The organism is Pedobacter alluvionis (assembly GCF_003664035.1).
In the GTDB taxonomy this organism is placed as follows: Bacteria; Bacteroidota; Bacteroidia; order Sphingobacteriales; family Sphingobacteriaceae; genus Pedobacter; species Pedobacter alluvionis.
In genome coordinates, this window is record NZ_RCCK01000011.1 from 285,252 (window position 1) to 307,645 (window position 22,394).

The 22,394-nt window shown below is 38.3% G+C and carries 16 protein-coding genes and 1 tRNA gene; 6 read left to right on the plus strand and 11 right to left on the minus strand.

Translation table 11 applies throughout. From position 1 onward, the window contains the following. Nucleotides 1–2: 2 nt before the first annotated feature. The 8 genes from BCL90_RS08945 to BCL90_RS08980 all read right to left on the minus strand — a co-directional run bounded on the left by BCL90_RS08945 (nucleotide 3) and on the right by BCL90_RS08980 (nucleotide 12,843). On the minus strand, nucleotides 3–1,634 hold the full coding sequence (locus BCL90_RS08945; protein ID WP_121283680.1) for a S41 family peptidase: 1,632 nt from the start codon (nucleotides 1,632–1,634) through the stop codon (nucleotides 3–5). Nucleotides 1,635–1,638: 4 nt separating this feature from the next. Further along, nucleotides 1,639–3,630 carry a TlpA family protein disulfide reductase gene (locus tag BCL90_RS08950; RefSeq protein WP_121283681.1) on the minus strand — a complete coding sequence of 664 codons (1,992 nt, stop codon included), beginning with the start codon at nucleotides 3,628–3,630 and terminating at the stop codon, nucleotides 1,639–1,641. An 11-nt stretch (nucleotides 3,631–3,641) separates the two neighbouring features. Beyond that, nucleotides 3,642–5,012 carry a RagB/SusD family nutrient uptake outer membrane protein gene (locus tag BCL90_RS08955; RefSeq protein WP_121283682.1) on the minus strand — a complete coding sequence of 457 codons (1,371 nt, stop codon included), beginning with the start codon at nucleotides 5,010–5,012 and terminating at the stop codon, nucleotides 3,642–3,644. 5 nt (nucleotides 5,013–5,017) lie between these two features. Beyond that, the gene (locus tag BCL90_RS08960) at nucleotides 5,018–8,524 is read right to left on the minus strand and encodes a SusC/RagA family TonB-linked outer membrane protein (protein WP_208647483.1); all 3,507 of its coding nucleotides are present in this window, start codon (nucleotides 8,522–8,524) and stop codon (nucleotides 5,018–5,020) included. Nucleotides 8,525–8,762: 238 nt separating this feature from the next. Further along, complete coding sequence (locus BCL90_RS08965) at nucleotides 8,763–9,947, minus strand: FecR family protein (protein ID WP_121283684.1); 1,185 nt, start codon at nucleotides 9,945–9,947, stop codon at nucleotides 8,763–8,765. 101 nt (nucleotides 9,948–10,048) lie between these two features. Beyond that, entirely contained in the window at nucleotides 10,049–10,627 is a 579-nt protein-coding gene (locus BCL90_RS08970; protein WP_121283685.1) for an RNA polymerase sigma factor, read from the minus strand. Between the two features lie 361 nt (nucleotides 10,628–10,988). Next, nucleotides 10,989–11,528, minus strand: coding sequence for a hypothetical protein (locus BCL90_RS08975; protein WP_121283686.1), 540 nt, complete (start codon nucleotides 11,526–11,528; stop codon nucleotides 10,989–10,991). 22 nt (nucleotides 11,529–11,550) lie between these two features. Then, nucleotides 11,551–12,843 carry a C10 family peptidase gene (locus BCL90_RS08980; RefSeq protein WP_121283687.1) on the minus strand — a complete coding sequence of 431 codons (1,293 nt, stop codon included), beginning with the start codon at nucleotides 12,841–12,843 and terminating at the stop codon, nucleotides 11,551–11,553. 776 nt (nucleotides 12,844–13,619) lie between these two features. Here BCL90_RS08980 and BCL90_RS08985 point away from each other — a divergent pair. Next, nucleotides 13,620–13,994: a chorismate mutase gene (locus BCL90_RS08985; RefSeq protein WP_121283688.1), complete on the plus strand. Its 375-nt coding sequence runs from the start codon at nucleotides 13,620–13,622 to the stop codon at nucleotides 13,992–13,994. 424 nt (nucleotides 13,995–14,418) lie between these two features. Here BCL90_RS08985 and BCL90_RS08990 read toward each other — a convergent pair. The 3 genes from BCL90_RS08990 to BCL90_RS09000 form a co-directional block, all read right to left on the minus strand. Beyond that, a tRNA-Arg gene (locus tag BCL90_RS08990) sits at nucleotides 14,419–14,492 on the minus strand. A 99-nt stretch (nucleotides 14,493–14,591) separates the two neighbouring features. Further along, the gene (locus BCL90_RS08995) at nucleotides 14,592–15,056 is read right to left on the minus strand and encodes a redoxin domain-containing protein (RefSeq protein WP_121283689.1); all 465 of its coding nucleotides are present in this window, start codon (nucleotides 15,054–15,056) and stop codon (nucleotides 14,592–14,594) included. 102 nt (nucleotides 15,057–15,158) lie between these two features. Beyond that, on the minus strand, nucleotides 15,159–16,067 hold the full coding sequence (locus BCL90_RS09000; protein WP_121283690.1) for an SDR family oxidoreductase: 909 nt from the start codon (nucleotides 16,065–16,067) through the stop codon (nucleotides 15,159–15,161). A gap of 161 nt (nucleotides 16,068–16,228) precedes the next feature. Between BCL90_RS09000 and atpD the strand changes: the two genes are divergently transcribed. The 5 genes from atpD to ilvD all read left to right on the plus strand — a co-directional run bounded on the left by atpD (nucleotide 16,229) and on the right by ilvD (nucleotide 22,357). Further along, nucleotides 16,229–17,731 (plus strand): F0F1 ATP synthase subunit beta, encoded by a 1,503-nt coding sequence (atpD, locus tag BCL90_RS09005; RefSeq protein WP_116251722.1) that lies wholly within the window; start codon nucleotides 16,229–16,231, stop codon nucleotides 17,729–17,731. An 85-nt stretch (nucleotides 17,732–17,816) separates the two neighbouring features. Then, on the plus strand, nucleotides 17,817–18,062 hold the full coding sequence (atpC, locus tag BCL90_RS09010) for an ATP synthase F1 subunit epsilon (protein ID WP_025145830.1): 246 nt from the start codon (nucleotides 17,817–17,819) through the stop codon (nucleotides 18,060–18,062). Nucleotides 18,063–18,855: 793 nt separating this feature from the next. Beyond that, nucleotides 18,856–19,746: a branched-chain-amino-acid transaminase gene (gene ilvE / locus BCL90_RS09015; RefSeq protein WP_121283691.1), complete on the plus strand. Its 891-nt coding sequence runs from the start codon at nucleotides 18,856–18,858 to the stop codon at nucleotides 19,744–19,746. A gap of 117 nt (nucleotides 19,747–19,863) precedes the next feature. Beyond that, nucleotides 19,864–20,442 (plus strand): O-methyltransferase, encoded by a 579-nt coding sequence (locus tag BCL90_RS09020; RefSeq protein WP_121283692.1) that lies wholly within the window; start codon nucleotides 19,864–19,866, stop codon nucleotides 20,440–20,442. A 232-nt stretch (nucleotides 20,443–20,674) separates the two neighbouring features. Then, complete coding sequence (gene ilvD / locus BCL90_RS09025) at nucleotides 20,675–22,357, plus strand: dihydroxy-acid dehydratase (RefSeq protein WP_121283693.1); 1,683 nt, start codon at nucleotides 20,675–20,677, stop codon at nucleotides 22,355–22,357. Nucleotides 22,358–22,394 lie beyond the last annotated feature (37 nt).

Below are 22,394 nucleotides of genomic sequence, written 5' to 3' on the forward strand. Positions count from 1 at the left end.
GATTATTTTTTCGTGATTTTGGATGGAGCGGTTGTATTTTTAGAAGGTTTAGCTTCCAGGAACTGGTTATAAATCTTTTGGTTATTTAGGATATCTAATGCTGTACTAAAAGCCGTACTCGCTGCATTTCGAACGCGAAGTGCATAGCCTTTACCTAAGTAGAGCATATCGGCCATTTCTGCCTTTAATTCTACAGCAATGGTTTTTCTCGCTACCTTATCCTTTACCGGTGGCAGTTTAAGTCCCTGCTTAATCGCGCTGGTCATGATCTGATCAATCATTTGCTCATCTATGCTAAAGGAATGATCAAAAGCATCAAAGTCAGCATATTTGTCTGTTAAGCTTTTTCGGTTTTGTTGTACATAATTGAAAGCCGCCTGGGTTACACGCCCACTGTTCATCAATTTATTTAACCATGCGCTGTAAATTGCCGTATCAATTGGTATGAACTTATCTGGCATAATCCCGCCACCGCCATAAACCGTTCTTTTATTCAGGAGGGTTGTGTGTTTTAAAGAATCCGGAAAGTTCACATGTCCTCCTTCTGTAAGTTCACCAGAAGCCATGCGCCGGTTAAAATCTTCAAAGTAATCCGTTTTACCTTTTGCATAGGGTTTTTGAATCGATCTGCCAGATGGCGTGTAGTAGCGTGCTGCTGTCAATTTGATTACTGAACCATCGCTCAATTCAAGACCTTTTTGCATGATGCCTTTACCAAAGCTTCTTCTGCCAATGACCACTGCCCTATCCCAATCCTGTAGAGCACCTGTTAATATTTCGCTTGATGAAGCAGTTGACTCATCGATCAACACCACTAAATCGCCTGTCATAAACTGGCCAAAACCACCAGTCATATAATTATCTTTTACACCGGAGTTGGTTACTGAATAGAAAACCAGTTTCTCCTTCGGAAGGAATTCATCAGCTACGCCGATAGCAGCTTCAACAAGTCCGCCGCCATTGGATTGTAAATCCAGGATTAATTTAGTCATGCCCAAAGCTTTTAACTTCTTCAGTGCTGCATCCATTTCCCTTCTGGTTGACTGGCTGAAAATAGCTAACGAAATGTAGCCTACATTTTTGCTTACCATGTAACTGGTATTGATGGAGAGATCAGCGATCAGTTCCCTCATCACATTAAATTCGAGCGGTGCGGTTTGCAACTTGCGCATAATGCCTAACTTAACAGCCTTCCCTTTTTCGCCCCGCAGTAGTCGCATCACATCCTGGTTTTTTAAACCTTTACCAAAAATAGATGCTCCATCAACCGTACTAATCCGGTCGCCTACCTGCAAACCTGCCCTTGCTGCCGGCCCGTCAGGATTGATACCCGTTATAAAGGTACTGTCAGCCACCATTGCAAATGAGATACCGATGCCTGCAAAACTGCCGGTCATTTGCTCATTCATGGCTTCGATTTCTTCGCGGCTAATATAACTGGAATGCGGATCAAGGCTGCTTAACATCGCTTTAATGGCCGCATCAACAACCTGCTCATCATTTACGGGATCTACATAATTATCCTGAATAAGTTTAAGTGCATCCTGCAATTTAATTTTCGGATTCATTTGCGCGTGGGCACTATAGCTAATCAATAGCACAAGTATGCTCCATAATATTTTCGCTCTCTTCATTTTATTATTTCTCTGCTCTTAATATTTCTATAGCCATTGATAACTCATCTCTTAACTGGCTCGGACTACCTGAATAACCCTCTGAACTGTATCGAACAACGCCATTTTTGATAATGATTTTACGTGGAATCGCCGATGACTTAAACAATGGTGTCAGGCTTCTAAAAACCTGATCCTGCTCTCCTTTTGGCCCCACAGCATCATGTAAAAGATTAAAACGGTAATGATTATCCAGTACATACTTCACGGATTTTGTTTTGTAATCGCCAAACTGCATGGTACCAATCATATATACGGCAACCTTCGGATCTTTAGCATACTGGTCAACCAGAAGTTGCATACCCGGGAAAGCCTCAATGCATGGTCTGCACCATGTTGCCCAGAAGTCGATCACCACAATCTGGTCTGCCCAATCTTTAGAATTAACCATTTTACCGTCGGCATTTTCTAAACTAAATGGCGTAAGCGGGTAGTTAACCATATTCGCCATTACATGCGTCCTCATTTCATTTTTCTTGTCTGATGGGGTTAAACCAGCAAGGTACTGTTCATAACCCTCTTCCTTACCGCCATGTTCGCTTTTATAGAGTTCCTTAAGTTTGGTAAACATAACCGGCGTTACTGCATTAGCGGCAACACTAGATTCCAGTAGTGGTTTAATTGCTTTGGTATCGTTCAATTTTTCCAAAACATTAACATGCATTTCATTTAAGTCAGCATTTCCGAAAGCTCCTTTTTTCGATAAATATTTGAAATACTGGTTTGCCCCGGCATAGTCACCCTCCGAATTTGCAAGGGAGATGTGCGTAAAAAGGCGATCATCCGTCTGATTATCTGCATTTTGCTGAGCCTTTTCTGCATCGTTATCAAAATCGGCTAAATAGGATTTATCCTTTTGTCTTTCCAGCAGGTAGGGGATAATTATCTGGCTATCTTTATAAAGTAATTTCCGATCGCTTTTTCCCGCCATTTGATTTCGCGTTATATTCCAGCGGTAGATTTCGTTGGCAGTTTTAAAATCAATATCCTTAAAGAGTCCTAAAAATTTTTCATTTTGCCCGTCTTCAAAGTATTGTGTTGCCAAATTTCTGTATATTGTATAGTAAACAAATGCCTGATTGTTCGATGATTTCTTCCATTCCAAATATGGAAAGGCCTTGATAAATTCTTCGGCACCTGTTTCGAAATCCTTTCCGTATTTTCCCTCCGTATATTTTCTGAAAGCTAAAAACCTGGCTGTGCTGCTTTTAGGATAATCTTTGAAAATAATTGATTCTACTGTAGCCGAACCACTTTTATTTTTTAACTTTTCGTAATAGCGTTGTGCCTGCGCCAAAAACTGCTCGTTAAGATTTCCATTTTTCAGCTCGCTTTTTAACAGATTATCAGCCATTGCGCTGAACTCAGAAGCAGGCATGGTGAGCTGCTTAAGGTCAAGATAATTGAACAAAAGTGTTCTTGGTATACGCTTAGAAAGCTTTTCTTCCTTTTGAAGCAAAGAATCAATCATCTTTTGAGCCTTGGAAGGACTAACAAAGCTGTTCATTGTCCAATCGCCGGTTGCACCTGCCTTGAAACTGGCCTCTACCAGGTAGCTACCCGAAACTATTTTCCCCTTAGCATCCACAACCTGGTGGTAATAACCTTTGCCATTTTGATTGTCAAGCGCTTCAGGATTCTGAAGGTCATCACCCTGATAAAATTTTAAAGCAATTAATACGGCATTTTCCGGAAGTTGATAACTCCCGTTCCATACGTCGTTCTTTTTCTCTAACTGAACCGGGACAGTATTCCATTTGCTACCGCTGTATACTGCCGCGAGTGCTTTAGGCCCGTCACTAAATTCGAGATCGCCACCTTTCGGCTGGTATTGAAAGCTGATTTTCTGGTTTTGCTTTAGTATTTCGGGCTGCCAGGTTACCGTTTGTGCAGCTAACTGCTGCCCGAAAAACGGGCAAAGCAGTAGCATACATTTTCTAAAAAAATGTTTTTTCATGGATTTATTTTCTATCTAGGATTTTGTTGCAATTCGGGGTTCAGAAGAATGTATTTATCTCCGATAGGATATAAGTAAAGGTTACTGTTGGGTTGTAAAGTATAATTAACACCTTTGAAACTGCGATTTTTTGTTACGGCGAAATCATTGTCAAGATTCAAACGTTTCTGGTCAAACCAGCGCATACCTGTTCCAAAAAACTCTCTTCTTTTCTCTTCAACAACTATGCGAAGTGCATCACTCGCATTTGCTGCAGTTAACGGAACATAATTGGCAGTTGTAAATCGTTTGATCCTTAGATTGTTTACGATTTGCATTGCATCGTCAGTTTTTCCGCCCCTGGCCAGACACTCTGCTTTAATCAGCATCATCTCAGGCACAGTCGGGCCATTGTTAATTACAAATTCATTAATCAGGTATTTGGTGGATGCCCTTCCGGTGAAAGAAGCGCTAAACTGGTTGCCGAACTTGCTTCTAACATCTGAAAACAACTTATAACGCAGGTCTGTTGTTCCTAATGAAGTCAGTAAATCACTACTTAGGGAAGTAGCGGTATAGACCACGCCTGAAATTTTGGAAAATAGGATCTCAGGGTTTAACAATCTTACCGGAATGGTTCCGGGTGCATTTTCGTAGGTTTTCAAGTCGAGCAAGCCACTTTGCAAAGTCAGGGCGCTATCTGCATACAATGCTGCATTGTTAAAATCGCGCATGTTTAGATACGTTTTGGCAAATATAGCATAGCTTGATACTTTTGCCGGGCGTACATTATACTCCGCAACCGAAGGCAAACGACTTATGGAAGTCCTCAAATCATTTAATATTTGCTTATAAACATCGGCGACAGGGGCTCTGTTGAGTTTCGTGTATAAATTTGGTGTCGTAAGCAGCGGAACGCCTAAGTCAGTTGATGCGGTGGCCGCGTTATACTGCTTGCCGTACGTATTCACCAATACCAGATAGGCATAAGCCCGGTGTACCAGGGCCTCTGCATAAATCCGCTGCTTTTCTGCCTCCGTTCCATCCTGCGATGTTAAAACACCATCTAATACCTGGTTGCATACATAAATGGTTCTATACTGCTTATCCCAATCGGCATCGCTTTGGCTTTCGGAGGTATATTTAGGTGCCCAGGTGTATACATTGCCTAAAATGTCCCCAAGCGAATTCTGCCTTGTTGCATCCGTGATGTCTATGTCATCCCCTGATAGAATTTGATAAGAATAAGTTCCTTCCAGAACACCATTATTGTTCATGGTACTCCTGAAATCGGAGGTATATTTCAATGTTCTGATTGAAAGCTGATCAATCTCCACATATTTTCTGCAGCTTGCCAAAGTAATTGCTAAGGCAAACAATATAATTGAATATCTATTTTTCATGTTGATTATAGCGTTGCGTTAATTCCAAAAACATAACTTGGCGTAGGTGTTACGCTACCAAAATTTCCTGTATTGATAAATTCAGGATCGATACCATCTTTGTTTGCGCGCCAGACAATTCCCAGGTTCCGCACATTTGCCGATAGTGACAAAGATTTCACAAAGTTACGGGGCAGAAAGCGCTGCGGAACAATATAAGCAAGAGAAATCTGTTGTAAACGGATGTTATCCGCATTTCGTACCAATGCATCTGAAAAACGGTAGCGGTTGATGCTGTTAAAGTTCACGCCTGTTATCCCTGGAATAGCATCAGGATTGGATTCATCACCTGGTTTTCTCCATCGATTATCCAGTTCGCCCTGTCTTCCCAAAACGCCGTTATAGGCAAAATCTGCACTTGTTGGATAGTTCGTTACCGCATTTTTCAAGAAAATGTGTCCGAAATAGCCTGTAAACCTCACGCCCAACTCCAACTGTCCGTAACTGAAGTTATGATTGAAACCGGCCGTATAAGGCGCATAGCGTCTACCGGCATAAACTAAATCATCTTTCGTAAATGCATTGGTCAGGTTGGTGGTATTGCTGATGATGCTATTGTTGCGATCATAGATCTGAGATTGTCCTTTACTGTCAAGTCCTGCCCAGCGGTAAACGTATGTTGCCCCTAAAGGCATTCCTTCAATTATTGCTGCTGTACCTGCGATATTACTTGCATTATTAACAAGTCGTTGATCAGTAACCTTATTGGTGTTATAGCCAAAATTCAATATTGATTTCCAGCTGAATTTTCCGGATCTGATGATCTCACCGTTCAAAGTAAATTCATAGCCGCCGCCAGTTAACGTTCCGCTATTGAAATTGAGGCTCGACCAGCCGTATGTCGGGTTGAAGGCAAAGGCTATTGCAATATCTTTTGTTCTTTTACCGTACACATCAAAACTTCCATTTAACCTGCCTTTAAAAAACCCAAAATCAATACCAAGGTTGGCCATTTTGGTGGTTTCCCAACCCAGATTAGAATTGGCCGGATTATCGATACTGGCTATTGGCTGGTTGGTTCTGCCATCACTACCTGATATGCTTATCAGCGGTACATTTGTACCAGTTAGAGGCGCTACACCAGCCGTTCCCAGGGTTGCGCGAATGCTAAAGGCGTTCAGCCATTCTGTATTCTGTAAAAATTCTTCTTTGTTTGCATTCCACCTTAAACCAACTGACCAAAATGGCACTGCTCTTTTACGTCTGTCAATTCCGAGCAATGTAGCATCATCAAGCCGCACACTACCTGTAACAAAATATTTATCCTGATAACTGTATGATGCATTACTATAATACGATAAATATCGCTTACGGTAAGCAATCAGATTACTTAAATTAGCACCCAGGGATTGGGTGTAGCCAAACATGGTCGGATACTGTTGGGTAGGGTTAATGGTTGCAATTGTACGCGTATCCGAATTAAATCCGTACCTGGTTTCAGAGGTATTATCCGAATTGGTTTCCCGGATTTCAGCTCCGGCAATAATATTAAACTGATGCTTACCAGCAATATTAAAATCCGAATTTAACTGACCCCTGACTGTAGTTTCTGATGATGTGGTTCCATAGGTGATGTAGCGCCCGCCTGCAAATGACGGCGCTATTGCCCGACCATTGGTAAGCACGGTATAAGTATTTGTAAGTATCCTGCCTGCATAACCATTCAAATCATCAAGTGTATAACTACTACCAAACTGGCGTTGATTGATAATGGAAACATCTGCATTTAACCATTTAGCAATCTTTCCGTTCAGCCCGGCACTCAACCTCAGCACGTTATTTTTTGAAATGGAATTTGAATAATTTAACTCATCTAATGTGTTGTAAGTAAATGGCAAATAACCCTGCCCCACCAATTTATTTGCAAAAGCATCGGTAAAGATGATATTTCTGCCAATACTATTGCCATTTGCGTCCTGCAATAAATCATACGGGCGTAATGCTGTAGTACTTACTGATAGCGCATTTGTTGCAGCTGCATTATATTGCGATTTAGAGTACTGATAATTAAATAAAGCCCTCAGGGTTACTTTTTTGTTAAACAAATCGGTTGAGGTATTTGCATTTACAAAGGCATTTTCGCCATAATTGCTTTTAAAAACCGGTACATCTTTAGTATAGTTTCCGGATATGTAGTAGGTACTCGATTCCGATCCGCCTGAATAAGATAGATTATACTGATGATTAACTGCATTTTGCAGTAAGTTATCTTCGATCTGTTTCATACCATCTCTCGATGCAATTTGGGCCAATGCAGCATCGCGCTGTGCTACAGTCGCTGTCCCCCTTTTTACCCTGAACATCCATTCCGTTGCTTCACTACTATTAGGGGTAAAAAATTCATTGCCTGGTGCTGCCGAAGCAGGGTCTACAAGTAGTCCTTTATCCACCATTTCCTGCTCTAAATTGATGTATTGTGCGCTGTTCATCCAGTGTAAATCAGCAATAGATGGATTTTTTGAAATGCCGAAAACATAACCAACGTTCAGCGAAGGGGCTATTTTTTTTCCTTTCTTAGTTTCTATAACAATTACACCATTTGCAGCTCTTGAACCCCATATAGATGAAGCTGAAGCATCTTTAAGGAAGGTGATCTGCTCAATATCAGCCATATTGATACTACTGATCACTGAATTACCAAAAGTATTGCCGGCTACCTGTTTGGTGAGGGTTGCGGCATCACTGGAATTCATTAAAGGAAATCCATCCACTACGATGAGCGGAAGGCCACCGCCACCTGCATAATTATTTACCCCCCTAATTTGTACACTATTGCCTTTGATATCGAACTTCACGCCCGCTACCTGCCCCTCTAACCGCTCAAGAATGTTTACTGCCGGGTTGGCTGCCAATTCTTTACCGGTAATAACTGCATAAGCGCCTGCAGCACGCTCCTTGCTTATTTTTTGATAACCGTTTGAAACCACCGATACTTCTTCCAGCGCAGCTGTAGACTGTCTGAGTGTGATATAATAAGTAATCGTCTTCCGGTCAACGAAAATCTCCTCGCCCTTAAAGCCCAGATAACTAATTTGCAGAACATAACCATTGGCAGGCACATCATTAATCACTAAGTCTCCGTTTTTGTCGGTAGTGTACATCTTATTGATTGTTTTGTTGTACACATTGGCTCCCGGAAGTGGTCTGCCTGAAGAATCCCTTACCGAAACCTTTACATCAATGACCTTTATAATATCAACCAGCTTATCAGTTACACTTTTTTCTTTAATTACAATGGTTTTACCATCCAGCGAAAAAGAAAGGGCCTGGTTATTTAATGATTTTTGAATAGCCTCGAATACATTAACCTGATTTACATTGATGGAAACAGGCTTAGCATCCAGAATAATATTGAGGTCATAAATAATGTCGTAACCACTCTGTTTACGTATCTCTTTCAGCACGCGTTCCAATGGCGCATTTTTTTCAACAATGGAAACTTTTTGTGCCATTGTTGATGCACTGATTTGCATCAACGTTAAAAGAAGAATCGCAGCAGTTAGTCGCATAACGAGTAGCAGTTTTCGGAACTGCCGGTTAAGCAATCCGAGTGAAGTAAAATTTTTATACATTTGTTTGTTTGGTTATTGCATTCGGCCCGGGCTTCGAAATCAGGACCTTATGCGATTATTAGTTGATTAATTATTGTCGACTACCAATTATCCAGGGGTGCCGCCAAGCACTTCTGGTTTTTTTGGAATCGTTTTTAATTTATTTAGAAACGATTACCCTCCTTCCTTCAAGTTTAAAGTGTACTTTTCCTGTTAACTGAATATGGTTGAGCACTTCTGAAATATTTGTGCCTCTGGACATCCAACCGCCCAGCATTAAATTTTCTGGTGCAGTTTCTTCATAAACTATTTCTACATCATACCATCGGGCTATCTTTCTCATAGCGCTGCGTAAATCTTCTCTAAATACAAACGCTCCATTTTTCCAGGCAACCGCCATTTCAGTATCGGCCTCTTGTACCTGTATATTTTGATTACTCAGCTTTGCCAGTTGACCCGGTTTGAGCAATGTCGTTTTATTATCATTTAAAGCAACACTTACGCTTCCTTTAAGTAAAGTAGTTTTAATAAAAGGCTCATCCGCATAGGCATTGATATTGAAATGCGTTCCCAGCACTTGTACCTTTTCTGATTGAGCATTGTTTTTAATCACTGATACCGAGAAAGGCACTCTCCCATTAGTTCCCTCTATATGCGTAACTTCAAAATATCCCTCGCCAGTTAAGATTACATTTCTTCCACTTGCCGCAAAAGTTGTCGGATATTTCAAAGATGATCCTGAATTTAGCCAAACTTTTGACCCATCAGGCAGGATAATAGTATATTGTCCGCCAATGGGTGTAGTAATGGTATTAAACCCAACACTTTTATCTTTTGTATTTAAAGCCTTGTAAACCAAAGTTCCATCTGAAGATTTTGTAATTTCAATTCCAGCTTCGGTTGCAATTTTGCCAACAGCATCCTTATTTAAATCAATTACCCTACCATCAGATAAAGTTAATATTGCCTTATCAGTACCAGCAGGCAGGTCATATTTTTTTGCAATAACAAACCGATCATGATTGGTACTGTTATTCTTAAGCATCAGGTAACCTATTCCAGCGATCAATAATATGCTTGCGGCAATTCCTATTGAAATTATTCTTTTATATGAACGGTTTAACTTTTGAACCTTTGGCAATTCCGGTGCAGCTTGTGAAACATCGGAAAGAATTTTGGCCCAGATTTTGGCTTGTAACTTTTCATATTCTATTGGTGGTGGATCAACAGATTTATTTTCTTCAGCTTTTAACAAATACCAGGTTTCAAGCCGGGCATTTTGTTTTGCTGTAAGTTTATTATCAAGATAGTCTCTGATAAATCCACTTATAGTTTGTTTGTTCATGTTTATTACAGGTAGTATAATAGTATGACAGCTAGCTCAAGGCAATGTTGTATCCAATATTAAAAAAAAGTTACTTTTTTATTAATTTATTGAAAACAGCGCTATAATGAGATAAAGAAAGAGGGTAAATGACTACCAAATTTGGTTCGCAATGTAGAAATAGCTTTGTTCATTTGCGTTTTAACAGTAAGCTCAGAAATATCCATAATGCCCGCAATTTCTTTATAGGAAAGATTTTGTTTTCGTTTTAGCTCAAAAACCTCGCGCATTCGTGGAGGCAGTTTTTCAATTTCCTCTTCAATTAGTTTGGTTAAAATGCGTCCTCTAATGAGATGATCGGTGATTTCCTGCGCCTGATCCAAAAATTGACCAAGGTCTGTTAAATAAGCATGATGCACTTGATTTTTACTAAAAAAATTCAAAATTGCATTCCTGGTGGAAACATAAAGATAGGCACCAATTGAAGTATCGGATGGCAATTGAGGTGCTTTTTGCCACAACTTTGTAAATACCTCCTGGACTACATCCTCACTTTCGTTCCCTTCTTTGAGCATCCGCAGAGCGTGTTTGTACAATAACGGCCAGTATCTGTTATAAATTTCTGAAAAAGCCCTGTTATCCCGATCTATTAATAGCGAAAGTAACTTGTCGTCATCATATGTGGCATAGTCCTGGTCCATTGATGAGTAAAAATAGAACTTATTTATTGTAAACAGAAATGGGTAAAAAGCACATTTAGAATAATCCCCAGATCAAATAAAAAAGGATACTGCTTTTAGCAGTATTTTCCAATAATTTTTAAGAGCCTGTTAAAAATAGATAAATAAAATTGTTATTAGGTAGTGATGCGTTCTGGTGATAAAAAAACAGGATTTAAGCCTACCCACAAAAGGTGGGTGGTTGAAAGGACATTTGCATAGTTCGATAACGACAGAAGGTTATGCTTACTTTTCTAAGCAAAGGGTGTCATTCAGATACATCAAAAAAAAACAAGCCCACCAATTATCATTGGTAGGACTTCTTAATATATGCTTTTAATAATTATTTTATGATTTGAAAAAATCTGCCTGGAAAGCTGGTATCTTCAATTATTGGCGTTGACGCTATATCCCATTTAACAACACCGTTGCACCAAACCTTATCAATAGAGACAGATGCCCCAGATCGTCTTAATTGAGTAATTATAACATCCGTATTCGCATTATTCCATTCAATATAAGTTGTTGCAATTTCATTGCCATTTTGATCAATAACTCCCTTACTATTTGAATAAATTTGCATCATATATTCATTTGGATACATCTTGTAATCTTCCTTAACACGAAAGGTAGTAAATTGTCTTGGAGCGTCTAATTTACTGTCAAAAATTTCGGTTTTTTGTCCGTTTACCAAATAGTATATTTTAATATCATCTTTTTTAAAACTGCCTGGGGTAGAGGGGTCAAGTAAATTTTGTCCGTTCTTGTTTACTATACGAATAATATTAGTTAAATCCACTAGCACGCCCCCACTTGGATTAGATTTCTTACAACCTATTGTGCATAAAATCATAACTGCAAATAATAGATTTTGCTGCATCATATTAATGTGATTTAAATTTAATTCATGGACGTATGTTTGTAACCATTCCACGCTTATAGTTAAATGTGTATGAATCAGGATTAAAATTATTAAAGGCATAATATCCATCATATTGACCTTGCCATCCCCAATTCATATGTAAATATAAATATGTTGAACGTTCTTGTTTCATCAGTATTGGAGTTGATGAGAAAGGAGTATAGGTTTTAGTACACTGGTAATTTTTCATTTCTAATAATCCATCACAAACCCATGCATGTCCATCGGCATAACTTCCAAAAATCCACCAGCCATCGTTTTTGCCCCCACTTAAAATAACAGGGTGTTGACCATTAATTTCGGCTACTACCACATTATAATTATAATCTTGAAATTGTGCTGAAGCATAACCAAAAGTATTTATAAAGGCATTAGCTGTTTTTGATGTTACTGCGCTTGATCCCAAACAACCGTAATCCATATTAACAGAGTTACCAGCATCCCTCATAAGTCTTGCCGTTTCAGAAGTCGGGAAGTTATTTGCCATGCTTGACCAATTGTAAGTACTCGGTTTTTGATAATAACGCATTATTTGAGCCATTGAAGTTGCTACACACCCTGTTGGAGGAAGCTGACCGTTGCCACAACCTATATTTGGAGAGTTATCATTATACCCACCAGTTTGGCCCCAAGTTGTGCTGAGGTAAGGTCCTTTGTAGGTTGATTCAGAACTATACATTCCTTCTTGCGTGCAATTTGCAAACTGACTCGGATCAGGATCTGGATTAAAACCCATTACTTCATTTTTTTTCCACATCAGCTGGCCCATTTTGGCCACTTTTTTATCTATTGTAGTTATACCTTTTCTCAGATTCTTGATCCTCTCATCCATATTGCTAAGCCAGGCAATTAAACCTGAGGGAGTAGCCGATGAATTCAAATTGAAATTACTCGTTTCAGAAAATGCAAGAACAGGGTCTAAACGTTTATCGCCAGAGATAATTACAAAGCCTCCATTCGAGTAGTTAATGATGTAGTAGGAAGGTTTTTGATCACCAACTTCCACAATATCCAGAGTTTGATGAGAATCTGAATTGCGATCAGTAGATTTACTCATCAGTTTTGCAGAGTTGGATTTATTGAATACAACCCTATTGATAGCAAAGTCTTTAGCATCTGTCTTACTAACAAAATTTGTATCAGGCACATCGTGATTTGATAGTTCACTACCATCCTTGGAGCAGGAAAATAAAAAAGTTGCTGAGCCAACAAGCAGCGAATAACTGAAAAGCTTAAATTTTCGTGTTATACGAAATGATTCGGATTTTTTTTTCATTGATAAATTAATTTAGAGTTGATAGTAAATTAAATCGTTAGATTTAAGTACCCTAAGTATACGGTTATTAATTTGAGAAATAGTAATTTCTCAGAAAACTTATCTACATATCTATAGATCATTGCCGTTAAATTCTCTAAAAAGAAAAACGCATTGCTATTTGCGGATTTCGCTAAAAGTAGTTCTTCCCCACTTTCGGTGGTTTTTCATGATAAATCTGGCTGTGATTCTTTAGGAAATTATGAATCTTTCCAAACTGATTTTCTCATCAATTGATCCTTTTAGAGTCGCTTCGGTAGATAACCAGGTCGACTTTGTTAATATCTATTTACAGAGCAGGCAAAGAATCTGCCGATGTCCAGATTGCTTAAGTCCGTCAAAAAAGCTTCATAGCTATATAACTTATTGAAGCAACAGTAAACATTTAAACCGCCTTACCGGAATAAAAGTGAATACTGAAAAGAAATCCTCTTTTCAGCCTATAAGTTTAAGGATTCTTACATTTAGTGCATTTATGCGAAACGGCAATCAATTTTGTTTAGGGTTTATTCGGCATTAGAGAACTGTTATGCAAACATACTACCTCCCAGGACAGTAAAATAAGAATATAGATATACTATTGATATAAGTACCTTAACAAATGAAAATTTATCGTTAACGTTAAATCATTGTAAAGCCATTCTTTATTTAATATTAAAATGCATTATTAATCAGTTTTCTATAAATAATAAAGACACTTTTAATATCAATTACATTTCAATTGACGTTAATGGGTTATGAAACTTCAAAAATTTTTACTCGTTACCTTACTCATCATTGGCAGCGACCGCTTGTTTGCACAATCAACTTCTCCATCCTCTACCATGAACCCATTGGAAAGTAATAGAAAGAAAATAGATTCCTTAGATCAGCAACTCATTGAATTATTAGGGCAGCGCGAACTTGTAGTGAAAGAAATAGGGATTTATAAAGCAAAGAACCACATCCCACCCCTACAGGCCGCACGTTTTCAGCAGGTGCTGGATAAAAATATAGCAGCGGGTAAAAAGCGTGATTTATCGCCGGATTTTGTAACTGAAGTTTTCAATGCCATTCATAAAGAAAGTTTAAGAAAAGAAGAGGAAATAAAATCAAGCCATTCCGGACAATAAGCTCATTCAGCTTCATGATATTCAATAAAATCAATGATTTTATTGAATATCATAGTTTGTACCTCAGGAGTTCCCAGTTTAAACCATCCTACATTCAGACACTACCGCTGATGGTTTAACGGTTACAAAAAAAACTATGTATTAGAAACCGCTGTGCTAAGGCTTCGCAATACCTCTAACTAAGCATTCAGTATCCCGTATCGACGAATGGAACTTCTTTCAGAAGTTAAGTACATTTACAATAAATCGGACACCATGGAAAAAAGAGAGTTTATAGATCTGTTCGACTCAAATCTCTACTATGAAATGTCATTTATCCAACACCTGTAACACTAGACTTTAATTCTTTAATTAATTGAAAATGAAGTGTTTATAAAAAAAATATAAACAAAAAAAGGGAGAATTTTTCAATTCTCCCTTTTAGTGCACTTGTAGGGATTCGAACCCCAAACCTTCTCATCCGTAGTGAGATGCTCTATCCAATTGAGCTACAAATGCGTTTCCGTATCGTTAACGGACTGCAAAGGTATAATTTGATATTTTAATTTCCAATTAAAATTTAAAAAAAACTTAAAATAATTCTTTGCAAAATTTGTGCTATGCTCCTAATACGCCACTAATTGCTTTAAAATCAGGCAAATCCTTTGCATTTTCCAAAACTTCAGCATAAGCAATTTTTCCTTCTTCATCGATCACAAATGCCGCTCTTTTCGAAACACCTTTTAATCCGAAGACAAATTCATCGTAAAATGCACCATACGCTGCCGATACTTCCTTGTTAAAATCAGACAATAATGGAAACTGGTAACTTTGTACTTCTTTAAATTTACTCAAAGAGAAAGGAGAATCAACAGATATTCCGATTACCTGTGCATCTATTCCTTCATAATAACTGAAATTATCGCGCATGGTACATAATTGCTCAGTACATGTTCCGGTAAAGGCCATTGGAAAAAAGTGAATAATTACTTTTTTGCCTTTAAAGCCAGAAAGAGAAATCTCTGTTAAATCAGAACTGTATAATTTAAAATCAGGGGCGGTATCGCCAACTTGTAATGCCATTTGTACTTTTTTTTATAGGTTAAATATATTAATTGGTTCAGTTGTTCATTAGACATTTGTTCATTCGTGTTACATCAGCCTAATGAACAAATGACAAATGAACTAATTTGCTTTATCCATTTGCTGCTCCAAAATTAACAATCCTTCTTCAAAAGAATGCGGATTGTATCCTAAATCTTTAATAGCCTTATCCAGCACAAATCCTGTTTTTACAGGCCGTTTAGCGGCTTGGTTTAAACTTGCCGAACTTATTTCATTAATAAACGAGTCATCCAGTTTCCAATAGTCGGCAACTTTCCGCACTAAATCGGCAATGCTCATGTAATCTTTACCCGATATGTGGTAAATCCCCTTAGCATCTTGTTCAACAGCCAACAGGCAGGCCTCGGCCAGATCTTCAGCCAAGGTTGGCATACGCCATTGGTCGTTCACCACATTTATGGGTGATGCTTTTTCTAAGGCTCCCTTAGCCCAAAGCACAATATTACTCCGGCTCATATCATTGCTGATTCCGTATACTAATATTGTTCTTAAAATAGCGCAATTTGCATTTGAATTTTTGATGAGTTCTTCAGCCAGCACCTTTGATTTGCCATAATAACTGACTGGATTTACAGCATCTTGCTCTTTATAAGGCCCGTCTAGTCCGTCAAAAACAAAATCGGTACTCAAATGAATCAACTGGATATTTTTTTCCTCACACATAGATAACAAGGTTCCAACTGCATCAACATTTAACCGATGGCAAAGCTCTTTATTTGCCTCACAGGTATCTACATTAGTCATTGCAGCAGTATGTATAACTGCGTCAGGACGATATTTTTCAATAACCTCTTTCACCTGTTCAGGATTTAAGATATCCATTTCTGCATACTCATATCCTTCTTTAACAGGATAACGGTTTACCCCTACCGATGTAGCTATCAGATTTACCCGCCCCTCAAGCAACACTTTTTCTGTAATTTTCTGTCCCAAAAGACCATTGCTACCGGTTGTTAAAATGGTTTTCATATCCCCTATTTAGACCTCTAAATTATCTATTAAAGTCATGTTAAAAAATTTTATAATATATATTTAAAATTCAGCAAGAATAACTTAACTTTGCCAACCGAATTGGAGCCCCTATAAACAGCTTTAATTCATTGACTGTAATAAATTTACTCACAACAGATATGCCTAACTTAGGAAAAATAGCACAAATTATCGGCCCAGTGGTTGACGTTAGCTTTGCTGATGATGCCCATCTACCTAAAATTTTTGATGCGTTAGAGATAACGAAAGAAAATGGACAAAAAATTGTTTTAGAAGTTCAACAGCACTTAGGTGAAGACCGTGTACGTGCAATTTCAATGGACTCTACAGATGGTTTAGTTCGTGGAATGAAGGTTCTTGATACTGGTTCAGCAATTAAGATGCCAGTAGGCGATCAAATTAAAGGTCGTTTATTTAATGTAGTTGGTGAAGCGATTGACGGTATTACAGCTGTTGATAAAACTGATGGTCGTCCTATCCACGCTACCCCTCCTAAGTTCGAAGATTTATCTACTGAAACTGAAGTACTTTTTACAGGTATCAAAGTAATCGATTTATTAGAGCCTTATGCTAAAGGCGGTAAAATCGGTTTGTTCGGTGGTGCTGGTGTAGGTAAAACAGTATTGATTATGGAGTTGGTTAACAACATCGCGAAAGCTTATGCTGGTTTATCAGTATTCGCAGGTGTTGGTGAGCGTACTCGTGAGGGTAACGATTTACTTCGTGAGTTTATCGAATCAGGTGTAATCAACTATGGTGACGAATTCTTACACTCAATGGAAAAAGGTGGATGGGATTTGAAAGCTGTTGATACTGAAAAATTAAAAGAATCTAAAGCGACATTGGTTTTCGGTCAGATGAACGAGCCTCCTGGTGCACGTGCACGTGTAGCATTATCAGGATTAACTGTTGCAGAATATTTCCGTGATGGTGACGGCGAAGGCGCTGGAAAAGATATCCTTTTCTTCGTTGATAATATCTTCCGTTTTACACAGGCAGGTTCAGAGGTATCGGCTTTATTAGGTCGTATGCCATCAGCCGTAGGTTACCAACCAACATTGGCAACTGAGATGGGTTTAATGCAAGAGCGTATTACTTCAACAAAACGTGGATCAATTACATCAGTACAAGCGGTATATGTACCTGCAGATGATTTAACTGACCCGGCTCCGGCAACTACTTTTGCCCACTTAGATGCTACTACAGTACTTTCGCGTAAAATTGCCGAGTTAGGTATTTACCCAGCGGTAGATCCATTGGATTCTACTTCACGTATCCTTTCACCAGCAGTTTTAGGTGATGAGCACTATAACACTGCACAACGTGTTAAAGAAACTTTACAACGTTATAAAGAATTACAGGATATCATCGCGATCTTAGGTATGGACGAATTATCTGAAGAAGATAAATTAGTCGTATCAAGAGCACGTCGTGTTCAGCGTTTCTTATCTCAACCTTTCCACGTAGCTGAGCAATTTACAGGCTTAAAAGGTGTATTGGTTGACATTAAAGACACCATCAAAGGATTTAACATGATCATGGATGGTGAAGTTGATGAGTACCCTGAAGCTGCATTTAACTTGGTTGGTAGCATTGAAGATGCAATCGAAAAAGGTAAAAAATTATTAGCAGAAGCGAACTAGTATTGAGATTTGAGCATCAAGTATCAAGATAGCAAACACAGTCTTGATACTTGGTTCTACTTACTTGATACTCAAATCCAAAAACATGAATTTAGAAATATTAACTCCAGATAAAAAAGTTTTCGAAGGTGAAGTAACAGCAGTTACGGTTCCTGGTACTTTAGGTTCTTTTCAGATTTTAAAAGACCATGCAGCCATCATCTCTACTTTAGAAGATGGAGAAGTTATTATAAAAGCAAACAAAGCTGATGAACAGCGCTTTTTTATTAAAGGTGGCGTAGTTGAAGCTATTCACAACAAAATTGTGGTTTTAGCTGAAGGTATCGCTTAAGCAAAATAATTAACTCATTTATAAGGCCTTCTGATTTTAAAATCAGAAGGCTTTTTGTTTAATTTGGTATTTCAAAACAATTATAACCAGAATTAAACTTTAAAAATATTTAAAGATTGTTTAAATCGATCCTTCACCCTGAACTGTAGCGAAGCGGAAGCCACGAAGTAAACCGAGCCTTAAGCGAGCTCACCGAAGGTAATTTATTTCAGGGTCTATGTTTAAACACTAATTTTTCTTTACATTTTCTCACAAAAAATCTGTTCAAATTTTCAATTTTTAGCGCGTGTCTAGGCATTTTAGGCAGAAAAATAGAATATTTATAATGCAAGCATAACAAATAGACCATATACCGTTTTGATATATGGTCTATAGCTATCGGCATTAAATAACTAATTCAACCCTCATTAAAAATATTATTCTGATTTTTAACAAAAAAACAGAATAATATTCCTATTTAACTTTTTTCTGATTTCTCTTGCATATTAATGAACCAAAAACTAAATTGGTTTTTATAAATAATAAGATAATAATGGCAATTCAGCACAACATATTTTCTACCTCTATTACAGCAAAAGCAGCTGGTAATGTAGCGTTGTTACCTGTCATTTTACTTAACCTCCTACTCCTAAACATTTTATGGAGTAAGAAAATGGGCAGCTTTTAAATAGATTTAAAAAAACTAAATATACCTAAAGCGTCCCGATACAAACGGGACGCTTTTTTTAAATAACAAAACACAGTATCATGACCCATTCATGCAATAGGTTAAAAAAACAATAGGAATAAACAGATGAAATACTATAATTCTAATACGATTATTTACCTTGACGGACAGTTTGAAAAGGCTGTAAATAGCAGTACTGACCTTTACGGACAGTCGCTACACTATGGCTATGCTGCTTTCGAGGGTATTAGAGCCTATAAAACACATAATGGTAACCGCATTTTCAAAGCTGCTGCCCATTTCGACCGCTTAGAGCGTTCTTGCCAGTTGGCAAACATTCCTTTCCCATGGGATAAACAAGAATTAATTGCTGCAACCTATAAACTACTTCAGCTGAACAAACTGAAAGATGCTTATATCCGCCCCTTGGTATTTTGCCACCCGAACATGAAATTAAACGAGCCAAGCGGAGTCTCGATCTTAATATGTGCATGGGAATGGGATGCTTATTCGGGCAACAAATTGTTAAATTTAACTATTTCTGATTACGAGAGGCCAAACCCAAAATCGACTCCAATGGAAGCGAAATTGAGTGGAAACTATGTCAATTCTATTTTAGCAACTACAGCAGCAAACATTAAAGGTTACGACGAAGCTTTACTTTTAGATATGCATGGCTTTGTTGCCGAAGCATCTGGAGCAAATATCTTTCTGGAAAAAGATGGAAAATTATATACCCCATCTGTAGGGAACATTTTACCAGGCATTACACGTGCAACTGTAAAGGAACTTTGTAATGTTTTGGATATAGAATGTACTGAGAAAAAACTAACCATAGAAGACCTTAAAAATGCCGATGGCGCTTTCTTATGCGGAACAGCCACCGAGATAGCCGGCATTGCCTCCATCGATGATATTGTTTATCGCCCACTATGGCGGGAATCTATTGGTTATACCATACAACGTGCCTATAAAAACCTGGTGCTTGAAAAAGTGAATTACGAAGTGATCATTTAAAATGGGTTGATAGTCTATAGTAAAATGGATCATAGCAGATTAGCATACATGCTATTAACCAAAAGACCATTAACTATGAGCCAAAAGAAATTGAAATAACAACGAGCAATTAAACAGATGACTGAAGAAATCAATCAAAATTATCCAAAAGCTTACCAGCAAATAGATACGGCTACAAAGGCTTCGGGTTTTGATATGGCATCGGACGTGTTAACCTGCTCTTTGCTTAAAACACTTGCTGCAACTAAACCTTCAGGCAAATTTCTGGAGCTTGGAACCGGAACTGGTTTATCGACCTCGTGGATATTGGATGGCCTGGATGAACACAGTACTTTGACTTCGATCGATAATGATGCTAAATTTTTAGCGATTGCGAAAGATTTTCTTAGCGGAGATGAACGCTTAACATTAGTTGAAACTGACGGCGCGGAGTGGATTGAAAAGAATAAAAACAAAAAATTCGATTACATATTTGCTGATACCTGGCATGGAAAATATTTGCTTTTAGACGAGGCACTATCCATGCTTAACACCGGCGGACTTTACATCATTGATGATATGCTGCCTCAAGCTAATTGGCCTGAAGGTCATCAGGATAAAGCGATTAAATTGGTTAAAGATTTAGAATCGCGTGATGATTTGCATTTAACCAAACAGGTTTGGGCTACAGGAATTGTAATCGGAGTAAAAAAATAGAGAAATACATTAAAATAGTTCTTTGCATTTATAATAAGTTAGTATGTTTGTGATTCATGAATTTAAGCACAAACATTATTAGCAACCTAATTATTGTCATTTCTCAAAAGAGAGGTGGAAATCGTTGCGTATAATATAAAATATACCCTATCGAAACCGCCTCCAAAAAGAGGCGGTTTTTTTTTGCCTCAAAATATTATAACTAACAGAACCAGAATATACATTTTAAACAATGAGCGAATTAAACAAGTACAGTAAAACATTTACACAAGATCCAACACAACCTGCTGCACAGGCAATGCTTTACGGAATCGGTTTAACCGATGCTGATATGGCTAAAGCACAGGTCGGTATTGCAAGTATGGGCTACGATGGTAACACCTGCAACATGCACTTAAACGACCTTGCAAAAGATGTCAAAGCTGGGGTCTGGAAAAATGATTTAGTGGGCTTGGTTTTTAATACCATTGGCGTAAGTGATGGGATGAGCAACGGTACAGATGGTATGCGTTACTCATTGGTTAGCCGTGACGTAATTGCTGATAGTATCGAAACCATTTGCGGCGGCCAATATTATGATGGCATTATCTCCATTCCCGGCTGTGATAAAAATATGCCTGGTGCCATCATGGCTATGGCACGTTTAGACCGTCCTTCGATTATGGTTTATGGTGGCACAATTGCCCCAGGCCATTATAAAGGAGAAGAATTGAATATTGTTTCTGCATTCGAGGCGTTAGGTCAAAAAATCTGCGGTAATCTTTCAGAAGAAGATTATCAGGGCATTATTAAACACACTTGTCCTGGTGCCGGGGCATGTGGCGGTATGTATACCGCAAATACTATGGCATCAGCAATTGAAGCTTTGGGTATGAGTTTACCTTATTCATCTTCGAATCCAGCCATTAGCCCGGAGAAAAAACAAGAATGTTTAGATGCCGGTAAATACATTAAGGTTTTACTGGAAAAAGATATTAAACCATCAGATATCATGACGCGAAAAGCATTCGAAAATGCAATCCGTTCCATCATTGTATTAGGTGGTAGTACCAATGCTGTTTTGCACTTTATCGCTATGGGTAAAGCCATCGGCGTAGAAATTACGCAGGATGATTTCCAGAAAATGAGTGATGTAACTCCGGTACTTGCCGATTTTAAACCTAGTGGAAAATATTTAATGCAGGATTTACACCAATATGGTGGTATCCCTGCCGTACTAAAATATTTATTAAATGAAGGCTTGTTGCATGGAGATTGCTTAACCGTAACCGGGAAAACGATGGCTGAGAATTTAGCTGATGTGAAATCGATTATGGATTACGATCAGAAAATTGTTCAAAAATTAAGCGAACCTATAAAAGCAACTGGTCACTTACAGATTCTTTATGGAAACCTTGCTGAAAAGGGTTCTGTAGCAAAAATCAGCGGTAAAGAAGGCGAAAAATTTGAAGGTCCTGCACGTGTATTTGATGGTGAACACGATTTAATCGCCGGCATTTCGAGCGGCCGTGTTCAACCGGGTGATGTTATCGTGATTAAGAACTCAGGTCCTGTTGGTGCACCTGGTATGCCAGAGATGTTAAAACCAACTTCAGCTATTATCGGTGCCGGCTTAGGCAAATCGGTAGCTTTAATTACCGATGGTCGCTTCTCTGGTGGTACACATGGTTTCGTGGTTGGTCACATCACTCCAGAATCTTACAAAGGTGGTTTAATCGGTCTGGTAGAAGACGAAGACAGGATTTTGATTGATGCGGTAAACAATATCATCAGCCTGCAAGTCAGTGAAGAAGTGATTGCCGAGCGGAGAAAAAACTACGTTCAGCCAGCATTAAAAGTAACAAAAGGTGTTTTATATAAATATGCTAAAACAGTTTCAGACGCAGCGAGTGGTTGCGTAACTGATGAATATTAAAATCAAAAAATCATCCCTGGATTAATTGATTACTAAA